The sequence below is a fragment of the Lentzea sp. NPDC005914 genome (assembly GCF_040629405.1).
Lineage (GTDB): Bacteria > Actinomycetota > Actinomycetes > Mycobacteriales > Pseudonocardiaceae > Lentzea.
Window position 1 is genome coordinate 13,491 of sequence record NZ_JBEXVQ010000047.1, and the last position, 21,740, is coordinate 35,230.

At 67.0% G+C, this 21,740-nt stretch carries 27 protein-coding genes and 4 tRNA genes; 24 read left to right on the top strand and 7 right to left on the bottom strand.

Annotated elements, in window-relative coordinates; all coding sequences use genetic code 11:
* The first annotated feature begins 13 nt into the window (after positions 1 to 13).
* The gene (gene htpX, locus ABZ345_RS41565; RefSeq protein WP_359860477.1) at positions 14 to 874 is read left to right on the top strand and encodes a zinc metalloprotease HtpX; all 861 of its coding nucleotides are present in this window, start codon (positions 14 to 16) and stop codon (positions 872 to 874) included.
* On the opposite strand, the gene rfbA is transcribed toward htpX, so the two are convergent.
* On the bottom strand, positions 871 to 1,743 hold the full coding sequence (gene rfbA / locus ABZ345_RS41570) for a glucose-1-phosphate thymidylyltransferase RfbA (RefSeq protein ID WP_359860478.1): 873 nt from the start codon (positions 1,741 to 1,743) through the stop codon (positions 871 to 873). The genes htpX and rfbA overlap by 4 nt on opposite strands.
* Entirely contained in the window at positions 1,740 to 2,231 is a 492-nt protein-coding gene (locus ABZ345_RS41575) for a YajQ family cyclic di-GMP-binding protein (protein WP_359860479.1), read from the bottom strand. Before ABZ345_RS41575 ends, rfbA begins: the two co-directional genes overlap by 4 nt.
* A gap of 119 nt (positions 2,232 to 2,350) precedes the next feature.
* Between ABZ345_RS41575 and ABZ345_RS41580 the strand changes: the two genes are divergently transcribed.
* The 3 genes from ABZ345_RS41580 (at position 2,351) to ABZ345_RS41590 (ending at position 4,003) form a co-directional block, all read left to right on the top strand.
* A tRNA-Tyr gene (locus ABZ345_RS41580) sits at positions 2,351 to 2,431 on the top strand.
* 79 nt (positions 2,432 to 2,510) lie between these two features.
* Positions 2,511 to 3,188, top strand: coding sequence for a protein phosphatase 2C domain-containing protein (locus ABZ345_RS41585; protein ID WP_359860480.1), 678 nt, complete (start codon positions 2,511 to 2,513; stop codon positions 3,186 to 3,188).
* Complete coding sequence (locus ABZ345_RS41590) at positions 3,185 to 4,003, top strand: hypothetical protein (protein ID WP_359860481.1); 819 nt, start codon at positions 3,185 to 3,187, stop codon at positions 4,001 to 4,003. Before ABZ345_RS41585 ends, ABZ345_RS41590 begins: the two co-directional genes overlap by 4 nt.
* Here the strand turns inward: ABZ345_RS41590 and ABZ345_RS41595 are convergent.
* Complete coding sequence (locus ABZ345_RS41595; RefSeq protein ID WP_359860482.1) at positions 3,993 to 4,346, bottom strand: helix-turn-helix domain-containing protein; 354 nt, start codon at positions 4,344 to 4,346, stop codon at positions 3,993 to 3,995. The genes ABZ345_RS41590 and ABZ345_RS41595 overlap by 11 nt on opposite strands.
* An 83-nt stretch (positions 4,347 to 4,429) precedes the next feature.
* Here ABZ345_RS41595 and ABZ345_RS41600 point away from each other — a divergent pair, with 83 nt between their 5' ends.
* From ABZ345_RS41600 to ABZ345_RS41610, 3 genes are all read left to right on the top strand, one after another.
* Complete coding sequence (locus tag ABZ345_RS41600) at positions 4,430 to 5,245, top strand: NAD(P)-binding domain-containing protein (RefSeq protein WP_359860483.1); 816 nt, start codon at positions 4,430 to 4,432, stop codon at positions 5,243 to 5,245.
* Positions 5,242 to 5,976 (top strand): SDR family oxidoreductase, encoded by a 735-nt coding sequence (locus tag ABZ345_RS41605; protein ID WP_359860484.1) that lies wholly within the window; start codon positions 5,242 to 5,244, stop codon positions 5,974 to 5,976. Before ABZ345_RS41600 ends, ABZ345_RS41605 begins: the two co-directional genes overlap by 4 nt.
* Positions 5,977 to 6,058: 82 nt before the next feature.
* Entirely contained in the window at positions 6,059 to 6,484 is a 426-nt protein-coding gene (locus ABZ345_RS41610; RefSeq protein ID WP_359860485.1) for a carboxymuconolactone decarboxylase family protein, read from the top strand.
* 120 nt (positions 6,485 to 6,604) lie between these two features.
* Here the strand turns inward: ABZ345_RS41610 and ABZ345_RS41615 are convergent, their stop codons facing one another.
* Positions 6,605 to 6,814, bottom strand: coding sequence for a hypothetical protein (locus tag ABZ345_RS41615; protein WP_359860486.1), 210 nt, complete (start codon positions 6,812 to 6,814; stop codon positions 6,605 to 6,607).
* 164 nt (positions 6,815 to 6,978) lie between these two features.
* The gene (locus tag ABZ345_RS41620) at positions 6,979 to 7,773 is read right to left on the bottom strand and encodes a GNAT family N-acetyltransferase (RefSeq protein WP_359860487.1); all 795 of its coding nucleotides are present in this window, start codon (positions 7,771 to 7,773) and stop codon (positions 6,979 to 6,981) included.
* A gap of 30 nt (positions 7,774 to 7,803) precedes the next feature.
* On the opposite strand from ABZ345_RS41620, the gene ABZ345_RS41625 reads away from it, so the two are divergent.
* From ABZ345_RS41625 to rplA, 12 genes are all read left to right on the top strand, one after another.
* On the top strand, positions 7,804 to 8,556 hold the full coding sequence (locus ABZ345_RS41625; protein WP_359860488.1) for a PhzF family phenazine biosynthesis protein: 753 nt from the start codon (positions 7,804 to 7,806) through the stop codon (positions 8,554 to 8,556).
* 160 nt (positions 8,557 to 8,716) lie between these two features.
* Positions 8,717 to 11,323: an EAL domain-containing protein gene (locus tag ABZ345_RS41630; RefSeq protein WP_359860489.1), complete on the top strand. Its 2,607-nt coding sequence runs from the start codon at positions 8,717 to 8,719 to the stop codon at positions 11,321 to 11,323.
* Positions 11,324 to 11,395: 72 nt separating this feature from the next.
* Positions 11,396 to 11,468 (top strand) — tRNA-Thr (locus tag ABZ345_RS41635).
* Between the two features lie 46 nt (positions 11,469 to 11,514).
* A tRNA-Met gene (locus ABZ345_RS41640) sits at positions 11,515 to 11,587 on the top strand.
* A gap of 88 nt (positions 11,588 to 11,675) precedes the next feature.
* Positions 11,676 to 11,840 carry a 50S ribosomal protein L33 gene (gene rpmG / locus ABZ345_RS41645; RefSeq protein WP_015105301.1) on the top strand — a complete coding sequence of 55 codons (165 nt, stop codon included), beginning with the start codon at positions 11,676 to 11,678 and terminating at the stop codon, positions 11,838 to 11,840.
* A 73-nt stretch (positions 11,841 to 11,913) separates the two neighbouring features.
* Entirely contained in the window at positions 11,914 to 12,363 is a 450-nt protein-coding gene (locus ABZ345_RS41650) for a MaoC family dehydratase N-terminal domain-containing protein (protein ID WP_359860490.1), read from the top strand.
* Positions 12,360 to 12,767 (top strand): MaoC/PaaZ C-terminal domain-containing protein, encoded by a 408-nt coding sequence (locus tag ABZ345_RS41655; protein WP_359860491.1) that lies wholly within the window; start codon positions 12,360 to 12,362, stop codon positions 12,765 to 12,767. The genes ABZ345_RS41650 and ABZ345_RS41655 overlap by 4 nt, the downstream gene beginning before the upstream one ends.
* Before the next feature lie 173 nt (positions 12,768 to 12,940).
* Positions 12,941 to 13,013, top strand: a tRNA-Trp gene (locus tag ABZ345_RS41660).
* Positions 13,014 to 13,047: 34 nt separating this feature from the next.
* The gene (gene secE, locus ABZ345_RS41665; RefSeq protein ID WP_359860492.1) at positions 13,048 to 13,461 is read left to right on the top strand and encodes a preprotein translocase subunit SecE; all 414 of its coding nucleotides are present in this window, start codon (positions 13,048 to 13,050) and stop codon (positions 13,459 to 13,461) included.
* 40 nt (positions 13,462 to 13,501) lie between these two features.
* The gene (nusG, locus tag ABZ345_RS41670; RefSeq protein WP_359860493.1) at positions 13,502 to 14,329 is read left to right on the top strand and encodes a transcription termination/antitermination protein NusG; all 828 of its coding nucleotides are present in this window, start codon (positions 13,502 to 13,504) and stop codon (positions 14,327 to 14,329) included.
* An 87-nt stretch (positions 14,330 to 14,416) separates the two neighbouring features.
* Positions 14,417 to 14,851, top strand: coding sequence for a 50S ribosomal protein L11 (gene rplK / locus ABZ345_RS41675; protein WP_030478269.1), 435 nt, complete (start codon positions 14,417 to 14,419; stop codon positions 14,849 to 14,851).
* 77 nt (positions 14,852 to 14,928) lie between these two features.
* On the top strand, positions 14,929 to 15,639 hold the full coding sequence (gene rplA, locus ABZ345_RS41680) for a 50S ribosomal protein L1 (protein WP_359860494.1): 711 nt from the start codon (positions 14,929 to 14,931) through the stop codon (positions 15,637 to 15,639).
* Between the two features lie 63 nt (positions 15,640 to 15,702).
* Here the strand turns inward: rplA and ABZ345_RS41685 are convergent, their stop codons facing one another.
* Positions 15,703 to 16,671, bottom strand: a complete 969-nt coding sequence (locus ABZ345_RS41685; protein ID WP_359860495.1) for a helix-turn-helix domain-containing protein — start codon at positions 16,669 to 16,671, stop codon at positions 15,703 to 15,705.
* A gap of 84 nt (positions 16,672 to 16,755) precedes the next feature.
* Here ABZ345_RS41685 and ABZ345_RS41690 point away from each other — a divergent pair, with 84 nt between their 5' ends.
* Complete coding sequence (locus ABZ345_RS41690) at positions 16,756 to 17,607, top strand: NAD(P)-binding domain-containing protein (protein WP_359860496.1); 852 nt, start codon at positions 16,756 to 16,758, stop codon at positions 17,605 to 17,607.
* 27 nt (positions 17,608 to 17,634) lie between these two features.
* On the opposite strand, the gene ABZ345_RS41695 is transcribed toward ABZ345_RS41690, so the two are convergent.
* The gene (locus ABZ345_RS41695) at positions 17,635 to 18,336 is read right to left on the bottom strand and encodes a hypothetical protein (RefSeq protein WP_359860497.1); all 702 of its coding nucleotides are present in this window, start codon (positions 18,334 to 18,336) and stop codon (positions 17,635 to 17,637) included.
* Between the two features lie 245 nt (positions 18,337 to 18,581).
* Between ABZ345_RS41695 and rplJ the strand changes: the two genes are divergently transcribed.
* From rplJ to ABZ345_RS41715, 4 genes are all read left to right on the top strand, one after another.
* Positions 18,582 to 19,136 (top strand): 50S ribosomal protein L10, encoded by a 555-nt coding sequence (gene rplJ, locus ABZ345_RS41700; RefSeq protein ID WP_359860498.1) that lies wholly within the window; start codon positions 18,582 to 18,584, stop codon positions 19,134 to 19,136.
* Between the two features lie 55 nt (positions 19,137 to 19,191).
* Positions 19,192 to 19,578 (top strand): 50S ribosomal protein L7/L12, encoded by a 387-nt coding sequence (rplL, locus tag ABZ345_RS41705; protein ID WP_359860499.1) that lies wholly within the window; start codon positions 19,192 to 19,194, stop codon positions 19,576 to 19,578.
* A 312-nt stretch (positions 19,579 to 19,890) separates the two neighbouring features.
* The gene (locus tag ABZ345_RS41710) at positions 19,891 to 20,958 is read left to right on the top strand and encodes an ABC transporter ATP-binding protein (RefSeq protein WP_359860500.1); all 1,068 of its coding nucleotides are present in this window, start codon (positions 19,891 to 19,893) and stop codon (positions 20,956 to 20,958) included.
* Positions 20,955 to 21,740 (top strand): ABC transporter permease, encoded by a 786-nt coding sequence (locus ABZ345_RS41715; RefSeq protein ID WP_355553828.1) that lies wholly within the window; start codon positions 20,955 to 20,957, stop codon positions 21,738 to 21,740. Before ABZ345_RS41710 ends, ABZ345_RS41715 begins: the two co-directional genes overlap by 4 nt.

The window sequence follows — 21,740 nt, forward strand, 5'->3', positions numbered from 1 at the left end:
GGAGGCGAAAACCGTGCACAAGCACTTCAACGGGTTGAAGACGGCCGTACTGCTCGGCGGGATGAGCGCGCTGATCGTGGTGGTCAGCGGGCTGTTCGGCCGGACGGCACTGGTCATCGGCCTGGTGTTGGCCTTGGGCGTGAACGCCTACGCGTACTTCAACTCCGACAAGCTCGCGCTGCGTGCGATGCGCGCAGTACCTGTGTCCCAGGTCGAACAGCCCGTGCTCTACGCGTTGGTGCGTGAGCTGTCGCAGAAGGCGCGCCAGCCCATGCCGAGGCTCTACCTGAGCCCGACCATCGCACCGAACGCGTTCGCGACGGGCCGCAACCCGCGCAACGCCGCCGTGTGCTGCACCACGGGCATCCTGGAGCTGCTGGACGAACGCGAGCTGCGCGCGGTTCTCGGCCACGAGCTCGCCCACGTCTACAACCGCGACATCCTGATCAGCTGCGTGGCCGGCGCGCTGGCCGCCGTGATCACGATGCTCGCGAACCTGGCCCTGCTCGCCGGCATCTTCGGTTTCGGCGATGACGACGACGGCCCAGGTCCGTTGGGGTTGCTGCTGATCGCGCTGCTCGGCCCGATCGCGGCCACCGTCGTGCGCCTGGCCGTGAGCCGGTCGCGCGAGTTCCAGGCCGACGAGTCCGGCTCGCAGCTCACCGGCGACCCGCTGGCGCTGGCGAACGCGCTGCGCAAGATCGAGCTGGGAACGCGGGCGGCGCCGCTCGCACCGGAGCCGGAGGTGGTGTCGCAGAGCCACCTGATGATCGCGAACCCGTTCCGCTCGGGGGAGCAGTTCGCGAAGTGGTTCTCGACCCACCCGCCGATCGCCGACCGCATCCGCAGGCTGGAGGAGATGGCGCGCCGCTAACGTGCGGTCTTCGCCACGGCCATGAGGTACTCGCCGTACCCGGACTTGCCCAGCTTCTCGCCGAGCGCGTAGCACTCCTGAGCGGAGATGAAGCCCATGCGCAGCGCGATCTCTTCGGGACACGCGATGCGCACGCCGGTCCGGTGCTCCAGCACCTGCACGAACTGCCCGGCCTCGACCAGCGAGTCGTGCGTGCCGGTGTCGAGCCACGCGAACCCGCGGCTCAGGTCCACCAGCCGCGCCCGGCCCTCGCGCAGGTAGTGCAGGTTGACGTCGGTGATCTCCAGCTCGCCGCGCGGCGACGGCTTGAGCTTCGACGCGATGTCCGCCACACCGTTGTCGTAGAAGTAGAGCCCGGTGATCGCCCTGTTCGACTTCGGCTTCGCGGGCTTCTCCTCGATGGAGAGCAGCGTGCCGGTCGAGTCGACCTCGCCCACGCCGTACCGCTCGGGGTCCTTCACCTGGTACCCGAACAGCACGCATCCGTCCAAAGAGGACGCGTGCTGCTGCAGCGTCGACGCGAAACCCTGGCCGTAGAAGATGTTGTCGCCCAGCACCAGCGCCACGTCGTCGTCGCCGACGAAGTCCGCGCCGATGACGAACGCCTCCGCGAGACCGTTGGGCGCGGCCTGCTCGGCGTAGGAGAAGCTCATGCCCCACTGCGATCCGTCGCCCAGCAACCGCCGGAAGTGCGGCAGGTCCACCGGCGTGGAGATGATCAGCACCTCGCGAATGCCGGCCAGCATGAGGACCGACAGCGGGTAGTAGATCATCGGCTTGTCGTAGACCGGCAGCAGCTGCTTGGAGACCGCCTGCGTGATCGGGTGCAGGCGGGTCCCGCTGCCACCGGCTAAGACGATGCCCTTCACCGGTAGTTCGTGAACTGCAGGGCAATCCCGAAGTCGGAGCCCTTCAGCAGGGCGATGACGTCCTGCAGGTGGTCCTTCTTCTTGCCCGACACCCGCAGCTGGTCACCCTGGATCTGGGCCTGGACGCCCTTGGGTGCCTCTTCGCGGATCTTCTTGGCGATCTCCTTGGCCTTCTCCGAGGTGATGCCCTGCACGAGGTTTCCCGTGACCTTGAACACCTTCCCGGACACCGCGGGCTCGCCGATCTCGAACGCCTTCATCGAGATGTTGCGCTTGACCAGCTTCTCCTGGAAGACGTCGATCGCCGCCTTGCAGCGCTCCTCGGTCTCCGAGGTGAAGGCGATCGCCTCCTCACCGGCCCAGGCCACGGTGGTGTTGGTACCGCGGAAGTCGAAGCGCGTGCTCAGCTCCTTGGCCGCCTGGTTGAGCGCGTTGTCGACCTCCTGCCGGTCCACCTTGCTCACCACGTCGAACGACGGGTCTGCCACGACTTCACTCCTCAACGCTCTCGGGGTCACAGCCAGCGTCGATGCTACTGGGGTACCCCGATTTGAGTGTTCTCGACGGGGTTATGTATCGTTCTGCCCGCACCGTTACGGCGGTGTGGGGCGGGCTGCCCGAGCGGCCAATGGGAGCGGACTGTAAATCCGTCGCGAAAGCTACAGAGGTTCGAATCCTCTGCCCGCCACGCAGGACCGATGGGCCTCCGACCGGACAGGTCGGAGGCCCATCGTCGTACATCCGGTGTTGGTGCAGAGGGGGACGCTGTGCGCACGCAGATGGCAACCGAGGCGGGACGGGCGACCGCGCCGAGCGAGGACCGCGCGCTCGTCGGGCCGAACCTGCTCGCCGTGCTCGACGGGGTGACGGCGAAAGAGGAGAACGGCTGCGAGCACGGTGTCGGCTGGTTCGCCGACCAGTTGGCCGCGGAACTGCTGCGGTTCGCGCACCTCGGGCCCGCTCCGGCGCTGGCAGAGGCCATCAAGCAGACCCGTGAGCTGCATTCGGGCAGCTGCGATCTCGATCATCCCGACAGCCCCAGCGCGACCGTGGGCCTCGTCCAGATCAAGGACGACGTGCTGCGGTATCTGGTGCTCGGTGACGCCACCGTCGTGGTCGACACCAAGCGCGAGCTGCACGTCGTGAGCGACACGAGCACCAACCGCACGGCCGGTGCGAACGCCGGCGACGTCGAGCACGCGCTCACCGGGGAAATCCCGCTGCAGGACGTCAAGCGGGTCGCGATCCTCTCCGATGGCGCCGCGCGTGCGGTCGATCTGTTCAATCTCTTCGATTGGCCCAAGGCGCTCGAACTGATGACGGCGAACGGGCCGGACGATCTGATCCGCAAAATGCGCGCGGTCGAAAAGGAAGACGCCAAGACCGTCGATTGGCCGCGCAAGAAGGTTTCCGACGACGCGACTGTCGTCTATCTCGAGCGATGAGCCTCACCGCGCTGGACGACGTTCTGCGCGATGCCGCGAGCGTCCGGATCTCCGAGATCGAGTGGTACGGCGAGATCGTCGTCGACCTGTCCCGGGCCGAGGACCGCGATCGGCTGCGGGCGGCCATGAGGATCGGCTCGTTGCCGGGCTACGTGTGCGCCTGTCGCGGCCAGTTCCGGTTCGAGTTCTTCGACGTGCGGGGCGAGCCGCTCACCGAGGTCGTGGCGCACCACGGGGTGTCGCTCAACTGGCAGTGGGACAGCGGCCACGGGGAACTCGCGGACGGCGCGGAGTTGTTGCGCTGGCTGGGAGAGCACGGCCTGCCGTACTTGTCGAACAGCAACAGTGAACGGCCTGAGCGCCTGGCGTGGATCGCCGCGATGCCGCCCGCGTTGGAGGAGATGGCGGGGGACCTGGTCGGCCACTGGGCGATGGCGGACGACTCCAGTCACGTGATCGAGGCGCGCAAGCGGTTGCAGGGCCTCGATTCCGTCACCCGCGTGCTGCAGCTGCTGGCCTGGTCCGCTGCCGGAGTCGGCAAACCGTCGATGTACCCGCCTTACGAGGACGTTCCGGGCCTGATCCTGCGCGAGACGCCGATCGCGGAGATCATCGCCGCGCTCGAGGACCCGCGGGCCGGCGAACGTCATGACGCGGCCGCGGCCCGCCTTCTGCTCGTGGGCAGCAGCAGGATCAAGCAGCGGCTGGACGTGGCACGGTTGCCCGGCCCGCTCCGGGTGCGCGTCAGGGAAGCCGCCGTGGCTCGTGGTTACGAGCTGCCGAAGTGGTCGGAACGCCTGCTGCTCAATGCCTAGGCGCCGGCTCCACGCCGCGGCGGCGCGCGATCGCCTGCATGTTGTCCTCGCCCCAGTCGCCCAACGGCAGCAGCGCCTCGTTGAGTCGAACGCCCAGGGGAGTCAACGAGTACTCGACGCGAGGCGGCACCTCGTGGAACACCTCGCGGTGCACCAGTTCGTCAGCCTCCATCTCGCGCAGCACCTGGATCAGCATCTTCTCGCTGATTCCGGACACGGACCGGCGCAGGTCGCCCGTGCGCACCGGGCCGTGGTGCAGCGCCCACAGGATCAGCGCCTTCCACCGGCCGCCGATCACGTCGATCGCCGCGTCGAGTCCGCAGGAGTACTTCCGAGGCAGCATGCTGGATCCTTACCAAAAGGTGGGTACCTGACAAAATAGTAGGTACTTGTCGTCCTGACAGCGTCAGAACGACCATTCAAGGCATGGGGATCAAGAAAACCGTGAGCGTGCTCGGCCTCGGCCGGATGGGCAGCGCGCTCGCCACCGCCCTGGTCGACCAGGACTACGAAGTGACCGTGTGGAACCGGACGCCGAAGACGCTTCCTGGCGCCAAAAGCGTTGCCACACCAGAAGAAGCGTTCGACGCGGACGTCGTGGTGACGTGCCTGTCAACCTACGACGTTCAGAAACCACTGCTGACGAACAAAATCAAGACGCTCGTCAACCTGACCTCCGGCACGCCCCAAGACGCACGGGCAACCGCGGAGTGGGCGAAGAGCAACGGCGTGGAGTACGTCGACGGCGTGATCATGGCTGTGCCGCAGCAGATCGGCACGAAGCAGGCCCGGATCCTGTACAGCGGCCAACCCGAGCACCACGTGCTCGAAGCGTTCGGCGAGCCCGTCCACGTCGGTGAGGACGCCGGCCTGGCCGCCCTGTACGACCTGGCCCTGCTCGGAATCATGTGGTCGACGTTCGGCGGCTACCTCCAGGCACAAGCGCTGATCCAGACCGCCGGCATCACTGCGCAGCAGTTCACGCCGCTGGCCACCGACTGGCTCGCCACCGTCGGCACCTTCCTGCCCGAGATGGGCGAGCAGACAGCGCACCGGAACTACGAGACCGACGTGTCCGCTTTGGACATCAACGTGGAAGGCCTGCGTCTGCTCACCAGGGCCAGCGAGGAGCAAGGCCTCGACACCACGGTCCCAAAAGCCCTGCACGACCTGTTCCGGCGCGCCCAGAGCAACGGCCACGGCGCGCACAGCATCGCGAGCGTCATCGAGGAGATCCGGTGAAGTACCTGGGCAAGAAGGCCGTCGTCACGGGCGGCACGCACGGCATGGGCCGCGCGGTCGTGGACAAGCTGATCGACGGAGGCGCCGAGGTCCTGCTGACCGGCCGCACGATCGAGAAGGCCGAGGGCGTCAAAGCCCACGCCGTCGCGTCCGACGCGGCGAACCTCGACGACGTGGCAGCCCTCAGAACCGAAGTCGCACAACGACTCCACGACATCGACCTGCTCTTCATCAACGTCGGCTTCTCCACGCTCACGCCGTTCGACACGGCCACCGAGACCGACTACGACCGCACGTTCGACGTGAACACCAAGGGCGCGTTCTTCACCGCCCAGCACCTGGCCCCGCTGATCAGGGAAGGTGGCTCGATCGTCTTCACCACCAGTGTCGCCGTGAACCTGGGCACGCCCGGCCTGAGCGTCTACGCGGGCGCGAAGGCAGCGGTCAGGGCGTTCTCCCGGGGTCTCGCAGCCGAGTTGGCCCCGCGCGGCATCCGGGTCAACGTCGTCAGCCCCGGCTTCATCGACACGCCGTCGATGGGCGTGACCGGTGTGCCGCAAGAGGTTCTGCAGCAGTTCAAGGACCAGGGCGACCGGATCACGCCGCTCAAGCGCCACGGCACGATGAACGAGGTGGCGGACGCGGTGCTGTTCCTGGCGTTCGACGCCACCTTCACCACCGGGTCCGAGCTGGCCGTCGACGGTGGTCTCGGCAAGGGGCTCAGCGCGTAGAAAAAATCTTCGAAGAACCTGTCACACCTGCGTCGCCTGCCGGGTCGAGAAGGCAGAAGACGTTGAAGACAGGAGAACGAAGATGAGGATCGCCAACCCGATCTTGTCGGTACCCGGTGCCATGAAGGCCCTGCTCGACCTGTCCGCGGCCGCGGGGAAGACGGGACTGGACAAGGACTACGTCGAGTTGATCTGCCTGCGCGTCAGCATCATGAACGGCTGCGGCGCGTGCATCGACTACCACACCAAGCTCCTGCGTGAGGCGAAGGTGGCGGACGAGAAGGTCTACGCCGTCGCCGGCTGGAGGGACGTGCCGTACTACAGCGACGCCGAGAAGGCCGGGTTCGCGCTCGCTGAACAGGTCACGCAGGTGCACGTGAGCGACGAGGTGTGGGAAGAGGCCGCCAGGCACTACGACGAGGAGCAGCTCGCCGGTCTCATGATCGCCATCGGTGCGATCAACCTCTGGAACCGGATGAACGTGGGCACGCAGCAGAAGGTGGCCTGAGTCCACAGGGGAAGGTTGAAGCCGGCGCGCAAGAGCTTCCTCTCTCTTGCGTGCCGGCCTCAGCGCGCAGCATACCCCATGTCGAACAGATGTTCGATCATTGGGCGATCAACACGCCGATCAACTCGCGGCGAGCGCCGCCCGGCCGTCGTCGGTCAGTTCCGCGCAGACGCGGCGGCCGAAGCTCGTTGGCCGCGTGGGGCGCAGCAGTCCCGCGTGCACGAGGTCGTGCGTCGCCATCTGGTCGCAGCAGGGCAGTCCGTCGACGTACAGCTCGGGCTCTGTGCCGCCGGTGACCTCGGCACGGCCCGCCTCGACGGCCCGCAGCATTGACCTTGCTCTTCCGCTGAGTTCCATCTCGACCCCCCAGGTGTGGTGCCCGAATCCGCTACCCCTTTGTCGAAATAGAGGCCGAATTCGTTCCACAAGTACGGGTTCGTTTGGGTTCTTCGCTTGTGTGAACGGGTAGATCATGCGCCACTACGCCGTTCGGGTCACGAAGACACGCCGTGCGACGTGCGCAAAGCCGGACGGCGAACCCACAGCGTCCAGCTCGGCCGATAGCCGTGCGAGTACCAGAACGGCGTCGAGCGCGGGTTCGGCAGAGCGTGGTGGAGCAGCGTCGATGCCACTCCGGAGGCGTCCAACAGGGAGTGAGCGTGCCTCACGAGAGCGCCTCCCGCCCCGCTGCCACGTGCGTCCGGCCGTACTCCCAGATGTCCGAGGTAGGCGAACGGACGGACGTCGGTGTAGCGCTCCATCCACTGCGCGTCCTGCGGCATGTCGAGGTAGAGCATGCCGATGGGCGTGTCGTCGCGAACGGCGAGCCACATCGCCTCGTGGTCGCGGTCGAGTGCCGCGGCCAGCGAGGTCCGCAGGTGTTCCGCGCTGTTCGCGCGTTCGGTGACCATGCCGAACGCGGTGTCGTACCGGATCGTGTTCATGTTCAGCTCGACTGCGACGTCGAGGTCGGCGTGCGTGGCCGGCCGCACTCGCACCTGTGCGGGCCGAGACGGCACGGGCGCACCCGCGAGGCGTTCCGCGATCACGATCAGCGGCGCGAAACCGCGTTGGATCAACGGAAGCGCGTCGGCGGTCTCGTGGCTGGGCAGTGTGACGATCGCGGCGGTGTCCGGGTCGTCCAGTCCCGTGAGACGGGGTTCCCACTCGTCGAGCAGCGCGGGCAGGTTCCAGCCCGGCTGCCAGGCCAGCCCGTGGGTGCGCAGTGGTCCCCAGGTCGGCGCCAGCGAGTCCGGATCTGTTTCGCGGTACGTGAAAATCTCGCTCACAACCCCATCTGAGCATGGCAGGGTCGGGGTGTGGAGATCTACGTGGTGGATTCGTTCACCGACCGGCCCTTCGCGGGCAACCCTGCCGCTGTCGTGCTCCTGACGGAATCGCGCGACGACGCCTGGATGCAGAACATCGCCGCCGAGATGAAGCACGCCGAGACGGCGTTCGTCACCCCCGACAACCACCTTCGATGGTTCACCCCGGAACTCGAGGTCGACCTCTGCGGGCACGCCACGCTCGCCACCGCGCACGTGCTGGGCGGGGAGCAGAAGTTCACCACGCGTAGTGGGGTCCTCACATGCGTGAATGACGATGGATGGATCCGGATGGACTTCCCGGCGGACCCGCCAGAGTTGACTGACCCGCCAATCGGACTAGCGGAAGCGCTTCCACATGCGACGATCAAGTCCGTCTCACGTGGGCGCTTCGACTACCTGATCGAGTTGGAAAGCGCCGCGGAAGTCCGTTCCTTGCGACCTGATGTCCAAGGACTGACACAGATCTCGTCACGCGGAGTAATCGTGACGGCCGCCGGCGACGGCGACGCGGACATCGTGAGTCGCTGTTTTTATCCGGCCGCCGGCATCCCGGAGGACCCCGTCACCGGTTCGGCCCACTGCACGCTGGCGTCCTATTGGGTGCCTCGGCTCCAGCGCGCTGACCTGCTGGCGGAGCAGGCGTCGCCGCGCGGAGGGTTCGTGCGGGCGACCCTCGCCCAAGATCGCGTACTGCTCTCGGGGCAGGCGGTCACAGTGCTCCGAGGACACCTGAGCGTGTAACCACGTCTGGGTGAATCGAAGTCACTAGGGGTGCTCGACCTGCCATTTCGTCCCCCGAGCGGGGTACATTGGTGCCCCTGGAGGGGTCCTGATCGCCAAGTGCGGGACCCCTCAGTCACGCCTAGAGGTCCCCCCCACCCCAGGCCGACGAGGAGGCTGGATGTCCGACCGAGCGTCGGCCCCCGTGTCGGACTCGGCCGCCTGGTCGGCCAAGTCGACCAACCGCGCGTTCAGCGCGTTCGCCGTCACCCTGCTGGTGGCCGGCGTCGTCTGCGCGGGCATGGTCGCGGCCTGGCTTCCGGACAAAGAGACCACGTCTCTCTTCTGGATCGGCCCCCTTCTCGTAGTCGGCTTCCTGCTGGCGGAACAGCTCGCCATCAACGTCGACGTCCGCAGCGGCGTCGCGTGGACGATCTCCTTCACCGAGATCCCGCTGGTGCTCGGGCTTCTGGTGGCCCCGTTCGAGGTCGTGCTCGCCGCGCACGTGGTCGCGGGCGTGGGCACGTTGCTCGGCAGGCGGATCCTGGACCGCGCCGTGTACAACGCGGGCCTCATGTTCATGGAGATCTCCGTCGCGTTCGCCGCGGCCGAGGCCGTGAACAGGATGATCGGCGCCGGTGGGCCGTTCTGGGCGGGCGCGTTCGTCGGCACCATCACCGTGCCGCTGCTCGCGAGCGTGCTGGGCCTCTGCGCGTTGCGGCTCATGGGCAAGTCGATGCGCGTCGGCAACAGCGTCCGTCTCGTGCTGCAGACGCTCGTCGTCGCGCTGCTGAACACCTCGGCCGGTCTCGTCGGCTATCAGATCGTCGCCACCACGCCGTGGGGCGCCGCCCTGATCATCCTGGTGCTCGCGGGCATCGTGGCCACCTACCTCGCCTACTCGGGACTGCTGCGCGAACAGCGCGACCTCGAGGCGTTGAGCGAGGTCAGCCTCCGTGTCGCGAGGTCGGGACAGCACGGCACCGGCCCGCGCCAGCCCGACGACGACCTGACGACGGGCGTCGAAGAGGACGAGTGGCAGCTCATCGCGGAACGCATCCGCGAGCAGCTCAACGCCAACAGGGTCGTGCTGCGCCTGCGCACCGACCCGCAGGAAGCCATGATCACCCTCGTCGCCGGCGAACCGCTGCCCGAGGAGATGACCGCGACCGACCCGAGGGCCGTGCGCGAGGACCCGATCCTGCAGCTGCCCGGCACGCACGTCCGCTACTACCGCGTGGCCGACGCGACCGAGGACGTCACCGAGGCTCTGCTCCGCCGCGACGCGCAAGAAGCGCTCGTCGTCCCGTTGCGCGGGGCGACCCAGCTGCTCGGCGCGGTCGAGGCGCACGACCGGCTCTCCCGCTGGCGCGGGTTCGGCAAGGCGGACATCCAGCTGCTCAGGACCCTGGCCTCGCACCTCGCGACGGCCGTCGACAACCGGCGCCTGCTGGCCCGGTTGCGCCACGACGCCTACCACGACCCGCTGACCGGTCTGCTGAACCGACCTGGCTTCCGCGAAGCGTGCGCCGAGCCGTTGCACGACTCCCAGAAGGGTGTGGTGCTGCGGATCGACCTCGACATCCTGTCGACGGTGTCCGACGCACTGGGCCAGGCCTGGGGAAACCGCATGGTCGTCGCGGCCGGACGCCGGCTGCGCGACGCTCTCGGTGCCGACGTCCCCCTGGCGCGGTTGGAGGGTGGCGCGTTCGCGGCCTACCTCGACGACCCGCGCGCAGGCGATGCCCACGAGATCGCGGAACGGTTGCGTGCAGGGCTTTCCGTGCCGTACCCGGTGGACCGGCTCACGGTCGAGGCCTCCGCGGTCGTCGGCTACGCGTCCAAAGCGGACTCCGAGACCGAGGACCCGGACCCCGACGCGTTGCTGCAGCGGGCGGACGTCGCCGTGCGCGCGACGACGGAAGGCACGCCCGTGAAGGCCTACGCGCCTTCGATGGGCCACCTGTTCCTGCGCCGCTTCCAGCTCGTGACGCAGTTCCGCCAGGCCGTCGAGACCGGGCAGATCTCGGTGCACTACCAGCCCAAGGTCGCCCTGCCGTCACGTCAGGTCGTGGGCGCGGAAGCGTTGGTGCGCTGGACACATCCGGAGTTCGGCCGCGTCGACCCGGACGAGTTCGTGCCCGCCGTCGAGGCCACCGGTCTCGTGGACGTGCTGACGGACTTCGTGATGGATCGCGCGCTGGAACGCGTGCGCCGCTGGCTCGACCGCGGGCTGCGGATGTCCATCGCGGTCAACCTGTCCGTGCGGACGTTGGGCGACGAGGACTTCCCGAACCGCGTGTCGGCGGCCCTGGAACGCCACGACGTGCCGTCCGGGCTGCTGACCTTCGAGCTCACCGAGTCGGGCGTCATGGCCGATCCCGAGCGCGCTCTGCCGGTGCTGCGGCGCCTGCACGCGATCGGTGTCGTGCTGGCGGTCGACGACTTCGGCACCGGCTACTCGTCGCTGGCGTACCTGCGGCAGCTGCCGGTGGACGAGGTGAAGATCGACAAGTCGTTCGTGCTCGGGATGGGCACGGATCTCGGCGACATGGCCGTGGTCCGGTCGATCGTGGAGCTCGGGCACTCGCTCGGCCTTGTGGTTGTCGCGGAAGGCGTTGAGGACGACGCCGCGCGCGACCAGCTGGTCGGCATGGGCTGCGACGTGGCCCAGGGCTACTTGATCTCGCGTCCGCTGTCCGAGGACCGCTTCGAAGCCTGGCTGCGGGCACGAACCGTGCAGGTCAGGGGTGCTCGCGATGAGACGGTGCTCACCTTGGTCCACTGAGGCGGCCCCCCGATTTCGTTCTTGGTGGACGCCTGTTGTAGAGTTCTGCGTGTCAGCAGGAACGAAGAGCTGGCCCCTTTAGCTCAGTCGGCAGAGCGTCTCCATGGTAAGGAGAAGGTCTACGGTTCGATTCCGTAAAGGGGCTCTACAACTGGCCGCAGTGCTGAGCGCTGCGGCTTGAGTTGTGTTAAAGCGGTGTAGCTCAGTTGGTAGAGCAAGCGGCTCATAATCGCTGTGTCGCCGGTTCAAGTCCGGCCACCGCTACTCAGCAAGATCCCCGCCGGGCGGTAAGCCCGCACCGGTCGCCTCACTCCGGGGCCGGGGCAAGTGCGCTCTCAGGAAGGCAAGGACCGTGGCTGCAACCGACGTACGCCCGAAGATCACCCTCGCGTGCGAGGAGTGCAAGCACCGGAACTACATCACCAGGAAGAACCGGCGCAACGACCCGGACCGCCTGGAGATCAAGAAGTTCTGCCCGAACTGCAAGACGCACCGCGCGCACAAGGAAACCCGCTGAGCGCGTAGCAGCGATTCTTCGACGAGGCCCGTCCCACACCTGGGGCGGGCCTCGTCGCATATAGGCTCTTCGGGTGCCTCTCGACCCCGCTTTCACCGGACGTAGTTATCCGCCGTCGCAGCCGTACGACGTGAGCCGCGAGAAGATCCGCGAGTTCGCCGACGCCATCGGCGCGACCAGCCCGGCGTACCGCGACCCCGAAGCCGCGAAGGCGTTGGGGCACAGGGATGTCATCGCGCCGCCGACGTTCGCGATCGTGGTGTCGATGAAGACGAACGAGACGGTCATGTTCGACCCGGTGCTGGAGCTCGACTACAGCCGGGTCGTGCACGGCGACCAGAACTTCACGCACCACCGGCCCATCACCGCGGGCGACCAGCTCGTGTGCGTGGCGCACATCGACGCCATCACGTCCCGCATGGGCAACGACATGGTGACCGTGCGGACGGAGATCAGCACGGTCGACGGCGCGCCCGTCACGACCGCCAGGTCGATGCTCGTCGTGAGGGGAGAAGACGCGTGAGTTTCGAAGTTGGCACCGAACTGCCGGCGCTGTCCGTCCGCCTCAGGCGCGACGACCTGGTGCGCTACGCGGGCGCCTCGCTGGACTTCAACCCGATCCACTGGAACGAGAAGACCGCGAAGGACGTCGGCCTCCCGGACGTCATCGCGCACGGCATGCTGACGATGGCCGTGGCGTCGCGGATCGTCGCGGAGTGGATCGGCGACCCCGGCGCGATCGTGGAGTACGGCTGCCGGTTCGGCCGGCCCGTCGTGGTGCCCAACGACGACGAGGGCGCGCAGGTCGACGTGACCGCGAAGATCACCAAGGTCTTCGAGGACGGAACTGTGAAGGTCAACATCAACGCGGCCTTCGACGGCAAGTCGGTCCTGACCGGCGCTTTTGCTCGCGTACGTGTTCTTTGACACACGGGGTCGGGCGCAGTTGCCCGACCCTGATTCGTCTTCTCGGCACTCGTATGGGTAGGCTGTGCGACAGGCCGCTCGGCGAATGCTTGAGCGGTCTGGTTGGAGTGGTCCGGGGATGCTCCCGTACACTTTCAATCTTGTGCGCCAGGGGGTCTCGTTCGGGATCTCAAAGGGGTGTAGCTCAACTGGCAGAGCAGCGGTCTCCAAAACCGCAGGTTGCAGGTTCAAGTCCTGTCGCCCCTGCTGTCAAAGCGTCATGGGTGGAGTGGAGGACGGCATGAGCGAGGGCCGCGAGCAGGACCAGCCGGAGGAGCGCGAAGGCGCTGTCCGGCCGTCCACTGCTGCGGCGCGACGTGAACGTCGTGCCTCCTCTCGCCCAGCCGCCCGCAAGGACGGCAGCAGCGCTGAGCCGAAGAAGAGCGTCGTCAAGTCCGACGAGTCGGACGAGGACGCCAAGAAGGGTCGCCCGACCAAGGCCCGTGAAGGACAAGAGAAGCGTCCCTCGCTGATCGGGCGGTTCTTCCGCTACATCCGCGAGGTCGTCGGCGAACTCCGCAAGGTGATCTGGCCGACGCGCAAGCAGCTCGTCACGTACACCGGCGTCGTCCTGGTGTTCGTGGTGTTCATGGTTGCGCTGGTGTGGGCTCTCGACCTCGGCTTCGGCGCGGCTGTTTTCGAGTTGTTCGGCTGAGCCGGACAGCTGCCGCTGCAATCAGGAAGCGAGATCCACAGTGACCTCCGATAACGGCGTAGACGCCCAGGAGAAGACCGACCTCATCGACGACGAGGTGTCCGAGGACACCGCGCTCGACGAGACGGTCGAGTCTGACGCTGTGGACTCCGAGGACGAGGACACCGACGTCGCGGACGAGAGCGACGCGTCCGAATCCGACGTCGCCTCGGAAGACGCCGACGTTCTCGCGATCGACGAGACGCCGATCGACGAAGAGCCCGAGGACCCCGCCGAAGAGCTGCGCCAGGCCCTGCGCCGCGCGCCCGGCGACTGGTACGTCGTGCACTCGTACGCCGGCTACGAGAACAAGGTCAAGGCGAACCTCGAGACTCGTATCCACACGCTCGACATGGAGGACTACATCTTCCAGGTCGAGGTGCCGACCGAAGAGGTCACCGAGATCAAGAACGGCCAGCGCAAGCTGGTGCAGCGCAAGGTGCTGCCCGGCTACATCCTGGTCCGCATGGAGCTCACCGACGCGTCCTGGAGCGCCGTCCGCAACACGCCGGGCGTGACCGGGTTCGTCGGAGCCACCTCGAAGCCCTCGCCCCTCACGATCGACGAGGTGCTGAAGTTCCTGCTCCCGCAGCAGGAGCAGAAGCCGGCCGAGGGCAAGAAGGCCGCTTCCACCACCGTGTCGAAGCCGACGATCGAGGTCGACTTCGAGGTCGGCGAGTCGGTCACCGTCATGGACGGCCCGTTCGCGACGTTGCCCGCGACGATCAGCGAGGTCAACGCGGACGGCCAGAAGCTGAAGGTCCTGGTGTCGATCTTCGGCCGGGAGACGCCGGTCGAGCTGTCGTTCAGCCAGGTCTCCAAGATCTGAGCGGTTTTCCCTCACCGGAAGACCGATCGGCCACGCTGCGGCTGGCAGAGCCGCGCGCGGACACTGCAATAACAGGAAGTACGGACAATGCCTCCCAAGAAGAAGAAGCTGTCAGCGATCATCAAGCTGCAGATCAAGGCTGGTGCCGCCAACCCGGCGCCTCCCGTTGGTCCCGCGCTGGGTCAGCACGGCGTCAACATCATGGAGTTCTGCAAGGCCTACAACGCCGCGACCGAGTCGCAGCGCGGTCAGGTCGTGCCGGTTGAGATCTCCGTGTACGAAGACCGCTCGTTCGACTTCAAGCTGAAGACCCCGCCGGCCGCGCGACTCATCCTCGCCGCCGCTGGTGTCGACAAGGGCAGCGGCGAGCCGCACCGCGTCAAGGTCGCCAAGGTGACCATGGAGCAGGTGCGCAGCATCGCGCAGGTCAAGATGGTCGACCTGAACGCGAACGACATCGACCAGGCCGCGAAGATCATCGCCGGCACCGCCCGTTCCATGGGCATCACGGTCGAAGGCTGACCACACCCTCTTTTAGCAAGCGTGGGAGAGCCGAGCGCGGCTCATTCACCACGAACTGATCCACGAAGGACAGAGTTATGAAGCGCAGCAAGGCCTACAAGGCCGCAGCAGAGCTGGTGGACCGGGAGCGGCTGTACTCGCCGCTCGAGGCCGCCAAGCTCGCCAAGGAAACGTCCAAGGTGAAGCTGGACTCGACCGTTGAGGTTGCGATCTGCCTCGGCGTCGACCCTCGCAAGGCCGACCAGATGGTCCGCGGCACCGTGAATCTGCCGCACGGTACGGGCAAGACCGCCCGCGTGATCGTCTTCGCAGTTGGCGACAAGGCCGCTGAGGCCGAGGCCGCCGGTGCGGACGCCGTTGGCTCCGAGGACCTGATCGAGCGCATCCAGGGTGGCTGGCTCGACTTCGACGCCGCGATCGCGACCCCCGACCAGATGGCGAAGGTCGGCCGCATCGCCCGCATCCTGGGCCCGCGTGGCCTGATGCCGAACCCGAAGACCGGCACCGTGACCCCCGAGGTCGCGAAGGCGGTCAACGAGATCAAGGGCGGAAAGATCAACTTCCGCGTTGACAAGCAGGCCAACCTGCACTTCGTCATCGGCAAGGTCTCGTTCGAGCCCGAGAAGCTGGTCGAGAACTACGCGGCCGCGCTGGACGAGATCCTCCGCGCCAAGCCGTCCGCGGCCAAGGGCCGGTACGTCAAGAAGGTCACCGTCTCCACGACGATGGGCCCTGGCATCCCGGTCGACCCGGCTCGCACCCGCAACATGCTGGTCGACGAGGCCTGAGCCTCGCGGTTCTAGATCGTTTGTGAAAGGCCCCCGGCTTCGGCCGGGGGCCTTTCTGCTCGTTCAGCGCCGCTGACGGCGGTAGTCGCTCGGGGACTTCCCCACTTGCTTCAGAAAGTGGTGGCGGAGGTTGTTCGCCGTGCCGATGCCGCTCAACCCGGCGATCTTCTCCATCGGCAGGTCGGTCGACTCCAGCAGCACCTGTGCTCTGGTGATGCGTTCGTTCAGCAACCACTGCAGCGGCGTCGTGCCGGTGGTGGCCTGGAGCTTGCGGTAGAAGGTCCGCGGGCTCATCGCGGCCTTGCGGGCCAGGTCGTCGATCGTCAACGGCTCGTCGAGGCGTGCGCGGGCCCAGTCGAGCACCGGCGCCAGGCCGTCCTCGTCCTCGGCCGGGACCGAGAGGTCGACGTACTGACCCAGGTGACCCGGTCGATGTCCTGGCACGACCATCCGGCGGGCGAGCTGGTTCGCGACGTGGGCGCCGAGGTCGCGGCGCACCAGGTGCAGGCAGAGGTCGAGCCCCGCGGACATGCCGGCGCTGGTCAGCACGTCGCCCTCGTCGATGTAGAGCTGCGAGTCGTCGACCTGGACCTTCGGGTAGCGCTCGGCCAGCAGCGCGGTGTGCATCCAGTGCGCGGTGGCCCTTCTGCCGTCCAGCAAACCGGCCTCGGCCAGCGCGAACGCCCCGACGCACGCCGACACGATTCGTGCGCCGTTGTCGTGGGCTCGGCGCAGTGCCGTGACCAGTTCGCGCGGGACCGGCGCGTTGTCCTCGATGACCTCGTCCGGCACCCACGACACGATGACGGTGGCCGCTTTGGCCACGTCATCGAGCCCGTGGGTGCTGTGCAACGTGAACCCCGGTCTGGTGTCGCGCGCACGGGTTCCGGTGCGGCACAACCAGAGCTCGTACCAGGGGTCGGCGAGGTCGGGCTGCGGAGTGCCGAAGACGGCCGCTGGGATGCCCAGTTCGTAAAGGTCGGGCACGCCGAAGTCGCTGGGAACGATCAGGGCCACGGGTCCGGCGCTCATGTCCGCCACCCTATGGCAGGAATTTGGCGAAAGGGGTCATTCCGGTCACTGGCCGGGGTGATCACGCGCGGCGAAGCTGGACGCATGACACCCGAAGCGATCACCGTGCTGGGCCTCGGCAACCTCGGACGTGCTGTGGCACAAGCGTTTCTGCGAGCAGGACATCCCACGGCGGTCTGGAACCGTTCTGCCGCAAAGGCTTCCGGGCTGGCTGCCGCGGTAGCAGCCACTCCGGCCGAGGCGGTGGCGGCGAGTGGGCTGGTGGTCGTCGCCGTGCTCGACAACCAGGCGGCACAACAGGTTCTGCACGGCGTGGACGTGCGTGGGCGCGCTCTCGTGAACCTCACCTCCGGCACTCCCGAGGAGGCGCGCAACCTGGCGCGCTGGGCCGCCGAGAACGGCGCGGACTACCTCCACGGAGCCGTGTACGCGGTGCCGCAGACGATCGGCACCGACGCGTCGGCGATCAACTACAGCGGCTCACCGGCGGTGCACGAGCGGTGGTCCGAGCAGTTGGCGTTGCTGGGAAAAGTCACGTTCCTGGGCGAGGACGCCGGTCGTGCGTCCGGCTACGACGTGGCGATCCTCTCCGGGATGTACGGGTTGCTCGGCGGGTTCCTGCACGCGGCGGCACTGGCACGAGCCGGTGGCATCAAGGCCACCGACCTCACGTCGATGCTGTTGTCCTGGCTGACGGACATGCATCCCGCGCTACACACGTTCGCCGAGGAGATCGACAGCGGGAGCTACGCCGGCGGGGAGTCGAGCCTCGCGATGAACCAGTCGGGCCTGGCTCTCCTCATCCGGGCCACCGAATCGCAGGGTGTCCCGTTCGCGGCACTCGACTCGCTGAAGGACCTGGTGGATCGGCAGGTCGCCGACGGTCACGGCGAGGAGAGCCTGGCCCGCGCCGTCGAGTCATTTGCGCGCGGCTAGCAGGAACATCAGCGGTGCGCGTCCCGATCAGCCACAGGTGCTCGGGGACCAGTCGGTGATCACCCAGCCCGCGTTGACCTTCTCCACGACGAAGGTGCCCAGGCGGGGACCGCCTTCGACGGTGAGGTCGCAGGAGTCAATGGTGACCTTGGTGGTGGTCGGGGTTTTGAGCATGTCCGGCGGGAACTGGACCTGCTGGTACTTGTCGACGCTGGTGACCTGGGCTTTCAGGGCCTTGACCGCTGCCCCGCAATCGCTTGCGTTGTGGGCGTTGGCGAACTTTTGGCGGGTGTCGTCGCGCAGGAAGAGGGTGCAGGCGCGGGTCGTGTCGGCGAAGGAGACGTGCTTGTAGAACATGCCGACCGTGCCCTGGAGGCCTGCCGGGGCGGAGAGGCCCTGGGCCGCGCCGGTCACGCCGCCGCTGTCCTGGGCGATGTCGCCCGCCTCGTCGCGGCCGAAGTAGTGGTTGTAGGCCCAGATCGAGGCGATGACCACGAAGAGCAGGAAGAGGGCGCGCCAGAAGAGGCGGCTGGCCAGGACGACGAGCCACCAGCGTTTGCCGCGGGGGTGCTTCGGCGATGTGGGAGCCTGGCCCGTGGCTTCCTGGTAGCGCTGGTACTCCTGGAAGCGCTGGAACTCCTGGAACTGCCGCAGCTGCTCCGGGTCCATCTGAGGGGCAGGGGGCTGCGGCTGGCGGGGCGCGAGGTCCTTGCCGGGCTCGTCGGTCACAGGTCACATCATGCCGATTTGGATCGGCGGACACGACTCGCGTAGTCTCATCGGTGGTTCTACCGAAGACCGCTGGTTTTCTCCGCGAGGAGAACGAAGGCCCCGTTGCAACACGGGCGGCCCGCGCAGGGAGGACGAGGCTCAAGTTCGTTGTGACGCCCCGTGCTGCTTGTGCGCGTGGGCGTTTCTGTTGTTTCGGAGCCTTCTCGGCTGGCGGTCTAACCCAGCCCAGAGAGGAGGCGATCATGGCGAAGCCCACGAAGGTTACGGCGGTCGCTGAGCTTGCGGATTCGTTCCGCACCAGCTCGGCAGCGGTTGTCACTGAGTACCGTGGCCTCTCCATGGCGCAGCTCACCACGCTGCGTCGCGCTCTCGGCGCGGGCACCAAGTACACCGTCGCGAAGAACACGCTGGTCAAGCTGGCCGCTGCGGACGCCGGAGTCGAGGGCCTCGAGGCTCTCCTGTCCGGTCCGACCGCCATCGCGTTCGTCGAAGGCGAGCCCGTTGACGCCGCCAAGGCGATCCGCGACTTCGCGAAGGACAACAAGGCCCTGGTCATCAAGGGCGGCTACATGGATGGCCGCCCGCTCTCGGTCGAAGAGGTCGCCGCTATCGCGGACCTCGAAAGCCGTGAGGTGCTGCTCGCGAAGCTCGCGGGCGCGATGAAGGGCAACCTGGCCAAGGCCGCGGGTCTGTTCAACGCCCCGGCTTCCCAGGTCGCTCGCCTGGCTGCTGCCCTGCAGGAGAAGAAGGCCGCCGCGGCTCCCGCCGCCGAAGCCGACGCTCCCGCCGAAAGCTGATCACCCGAAGACACACCCGACGCTTTCGCGCGGGAAATAGAAAGGAACGCCGATCATGGCGAAGCTCAGCACCGAAGAGCTGCTCGACGCTTTCAAGGAGATGACCCTCCTGGAGCTGTCCGAGTTCGTGAAGCAGTTCGAGGAGACTTTCGAGGTCACCGCCGCGGCGCCCGTCGCCGTTGCCGCTGCCGGCCCGGCCGGCCCCGCGGCCGCCGAGGTCGAGGAGCAGACGGACTTCAACGTCGTCCTCGAGTCCGCCGGTGACAAGAAGATCCAGGTCATCAAGGTCGTCCGCGAGGTCGTCTCGGGCCTGGGCCTGAAGGAGGCCAAGGAGCTGGTCGAGTCCGCTCCGAAGGCGATCCTCGAGGGCGTGGCGAAGGACGTCGCCGACGCCGCCAAGGAGAAGCTCGAGGCTGCCGGCGCCAAGATCACCCTCAAGTGATCTGACCCCTTCGGGGGTTTGCGCTCTGCCTTGCAGTGCCTGAAACGGGCGTGCACCTTTCAACGGGGGTGCACGCCCGTTTTGTGTTTCGCGACTTTGTGCTGATGTGCCCGGACTCACATTTCGGCGAGATTTCCCGGTTGTCAGGCAGTGGTCTAGGTGGCGTTGACCGTTTTGCGAGGTCACGCTGTGTGGCGTTATCGGAACGCAACCGCCGTTAGGCCAACTGGTGAGTAACCTGCCGCGAACGAACTCGTTGCCCCAGTGTGACGCCGATCGCCACGGCGTCCTCGGGCGTGTGCGGAGGTGCGGATGGGCGTCGAGGTGGTCGTCGAGGGTTTGACCAAGTCCTTCGGCAAGCAGACCATCTGGCAGGACGTCACGCTCACGCTCCCGCCCGGTGAGGTCAGCGTGATGCTCGGGCCGTCGGGTACCGGCAAGAGCGTGTTCCTGAAGTCGCTGGTGGGGCTGCTCAAGCCGGAACAGGGCAAGATCGTCATCAACGGGACGGATCTCGTGCGGTGCTCCGAGCACCGGTTGTACGAGATTCGGAAGATGTTCGGCGTGCTGTTCCAGGACGGCGCGTTGTTCGGGTCGATGAACCTGTACGACAACATCGCGTTTCCGCTGCGGGAGCACACTCGCAAGACGGAGGCCGAGGTTCGGCGGATCGTCCTCGAGAAGATGGAGATGGTCGGTCTCGTCGGGGCGGAGAAGAAGCTGCCGGGCGAGATTTCCGGCGGTATGCGCAAGCGGGCAGGGCTCGCGAGGGCATTGGTGCTGGATCCCGAGATCATTTTGTGCGACGAGCCGGACTCCGGGCTGGACCCGGTGCGCACGGCGTATCTGAGCCAGTTGTTGATTGATCTCAACGCTCAGATCGACGCGACGATTCTGATCGTCACGCACAACATCAACATTGCGCGGACCGTGCCCGACAACCTCGGGATGTTGTTCCGGCGGGAACTCGTCATGTTCGGGCCGAGGGAAGTTCTCCTCACCAGTGACGAACCCGTTGTCGAGCAGTTCCTCAACGGGCGGCGGCTCGGGCCCATCGGCATGTCCGAGGAGAAGGACCAGGCCACGATGGCCGCCGAGCAGGCGCACGCGGACGCCGGGCATTCGGACGGGTCGCCCGACGAGGACATGCGGGGTGTCGTGCCGCAGTTGGAGCCGACGCCGGGACTGCCGTTCCGGGATGCGGTGCGCAGGCGCAAGGACCGCGTCATGTCGATCATTCACCAGCTGCCGCACGAAGCGCAGCAGGGAATCATCGCCAGCCTGACGCAGGACGACCTGGCTCGGTACAACGTGCACGCGGGTGCGCCCGCGCAGGCTCCTACGCCCAGCCCCTGGCCACGTCAGGGTGGTGTGCTGTGACCGCGCCCACGACTTTTCCCGGCGCCGGTGCGCTGCGGGAGACCGGAAAGCTCTGCCAGCTCGGGATCGACGTCGTGCGGACGTCGTTCCGCAGGCCTTTCCAGCTCAGGGAGTTCATTCAGCAGAGCTGGTTCATCGTCAGCGTGACGGTGCTGCCGACCGCGCTGGTGTCGATCCCGTTCGGTGCGGTCATCGCGTTGCAGCTCGGATCGCTCACTAGGCAGATCGGCGCGCAGTCGTTCACGGGTGCGGCCAGCGTGCTCGCGATCATTCAGCAGGCCAGCCCGATCGTGACGGCGTTGTTGATCGCGGGTGCGGGCGGTAGCGCGATCTGCGCGGACATCGGCTCTCGCAAGATTCGCGAAGAGATCGACGCCATGGAAGTGCTCGGCGTCAGTCCGATCCAACGACTCGTGGTGCCGCGAGTACTGGCCGCGATGCTCGTGTCGGTGTTGCTGAACGGCATGGTGAGCGTCGTCGGCGTGCTCGGTGGCTACTTCTTCAACGTGATCATGCAGGACGGCACGCCCGGTGCGTACCTGGCGAGCTTCAGCGCGCTGGCCCAGCTGCCGGACCTGTGGATCAGCGAGCTCAAGGCCCTGATCTTCGGGTTCATCGCGGGCATCGTGGCCGCGTACCGGGGGCTCAACCCCGCCGGTGGGCCCAAGGGCGTGGGTGACGCGGTGAACCAGGCCGTGGTCATCACGTTCCTGCTGCTGTTCTTCGTCAACTTCGTTCTCACCACGATCTACCTGCAGGTCGTGCCCGCGAAGGGGAGCTGA

Bases quoted from the DNA above. Each gene is read 5' to 3' on its own strand.
- ABZ345_RS41590 (WP_359860481.1), top strand. From the start codon at position 3,185: ATGAGCCTCACCGCGCTGGACGACGTTCTGCGCGATGCCGCGAGCGTC.
- ABZ345_RS41595 (WP_359860482.1), bottom strand. From the start codon at position 4,346: ATGCTGCCTCGGAAGTACTCCTGCGGACTCGACGCGGCGATCGACGTG.
- ABZ345_RS41600 (WP_359860483.1), top strand. From the start codon at position 4,430: ATGGGGATCAAGAAAACCGTGAGCGTGCTCGGCCTCGGCCGGATGGGC.
- ABZ345_RS41610 (WP_359860485.1), top strand. From the start codon at position 6,059: ATGAGGATCGCCAACCCGATCTTGTCGGTACCCGGTGCCATGAAGGCC.
- ABZ345_RS41615 (WP_359860486.1), bottom strand. From the start codon at position 6,814: ATGCTGCGGGCCGTCGAGGCGGGCCGTGCCGAGGTCACCGGCGGCACA.
- ABZ345_RS41630 (WP_359860489.1), top strand. From the start codon at position 8,717: ATGTCCGACCGAGCGTCGGCCCCCGTGTCGGACTCGGCCGCCTGGTCG.
- secE (WP_359860492.1), top strand. From the start codon at position 13,048: ATGAGCGAGGGCCGCGAGCAGGACCAGCCGGAGGAGCGCGAAGGCGCT.
- rplK (WP_030478269.1), top strand. From the start codon at position 14,417: ATGCCTCCCAAGAAGAAGAAGCTGTCAGCGATCATCAAGCTGCAGATC.
- rplA (WP_359860494.1), top strand. From the start codon at position 14,929: ATGAAGCGCAGCAAGGCCTACAAGGCCGCAGCAGAGCTGGTGGACCGG.
- ABZ345_RS41685 (WP_359860495.1), bottom strand. From the start codon at position 16,671: ATGAGCGCCGGACCCGTGGCCCTGATCGTTCCCAGCGACTTCGGCGTG.
- ABZ345_RS41690 (WP_359860496.1), top strand. From the start codon at position 16,756: ATGACACCCGAAGCGATCACCGTGCTGGGCCTCGGCAACCTCGGACGT.
- rplJ (WP_359860498.1), top strand. From the start codon at position 18,582: ATGGCGAAGCCCACGAAGGTTACGGCGGTCGCTGAGCTTGCGGATTCG.
- rplL (WP_359860499.1), top strand. From the start codon at position 19,192: ATGGCGAAGCTCAGCACCGAAGAGCTGCTCGACGCTTTCAAGGAGATG.
- ABZ345_RS41710 (WP_359860500.1), top strand. From the start codon at position 19,891: ATGGGCGTCGAGGTGGTCGTCGAGGGTTTGACCAAGTCCTTCGGCAAG.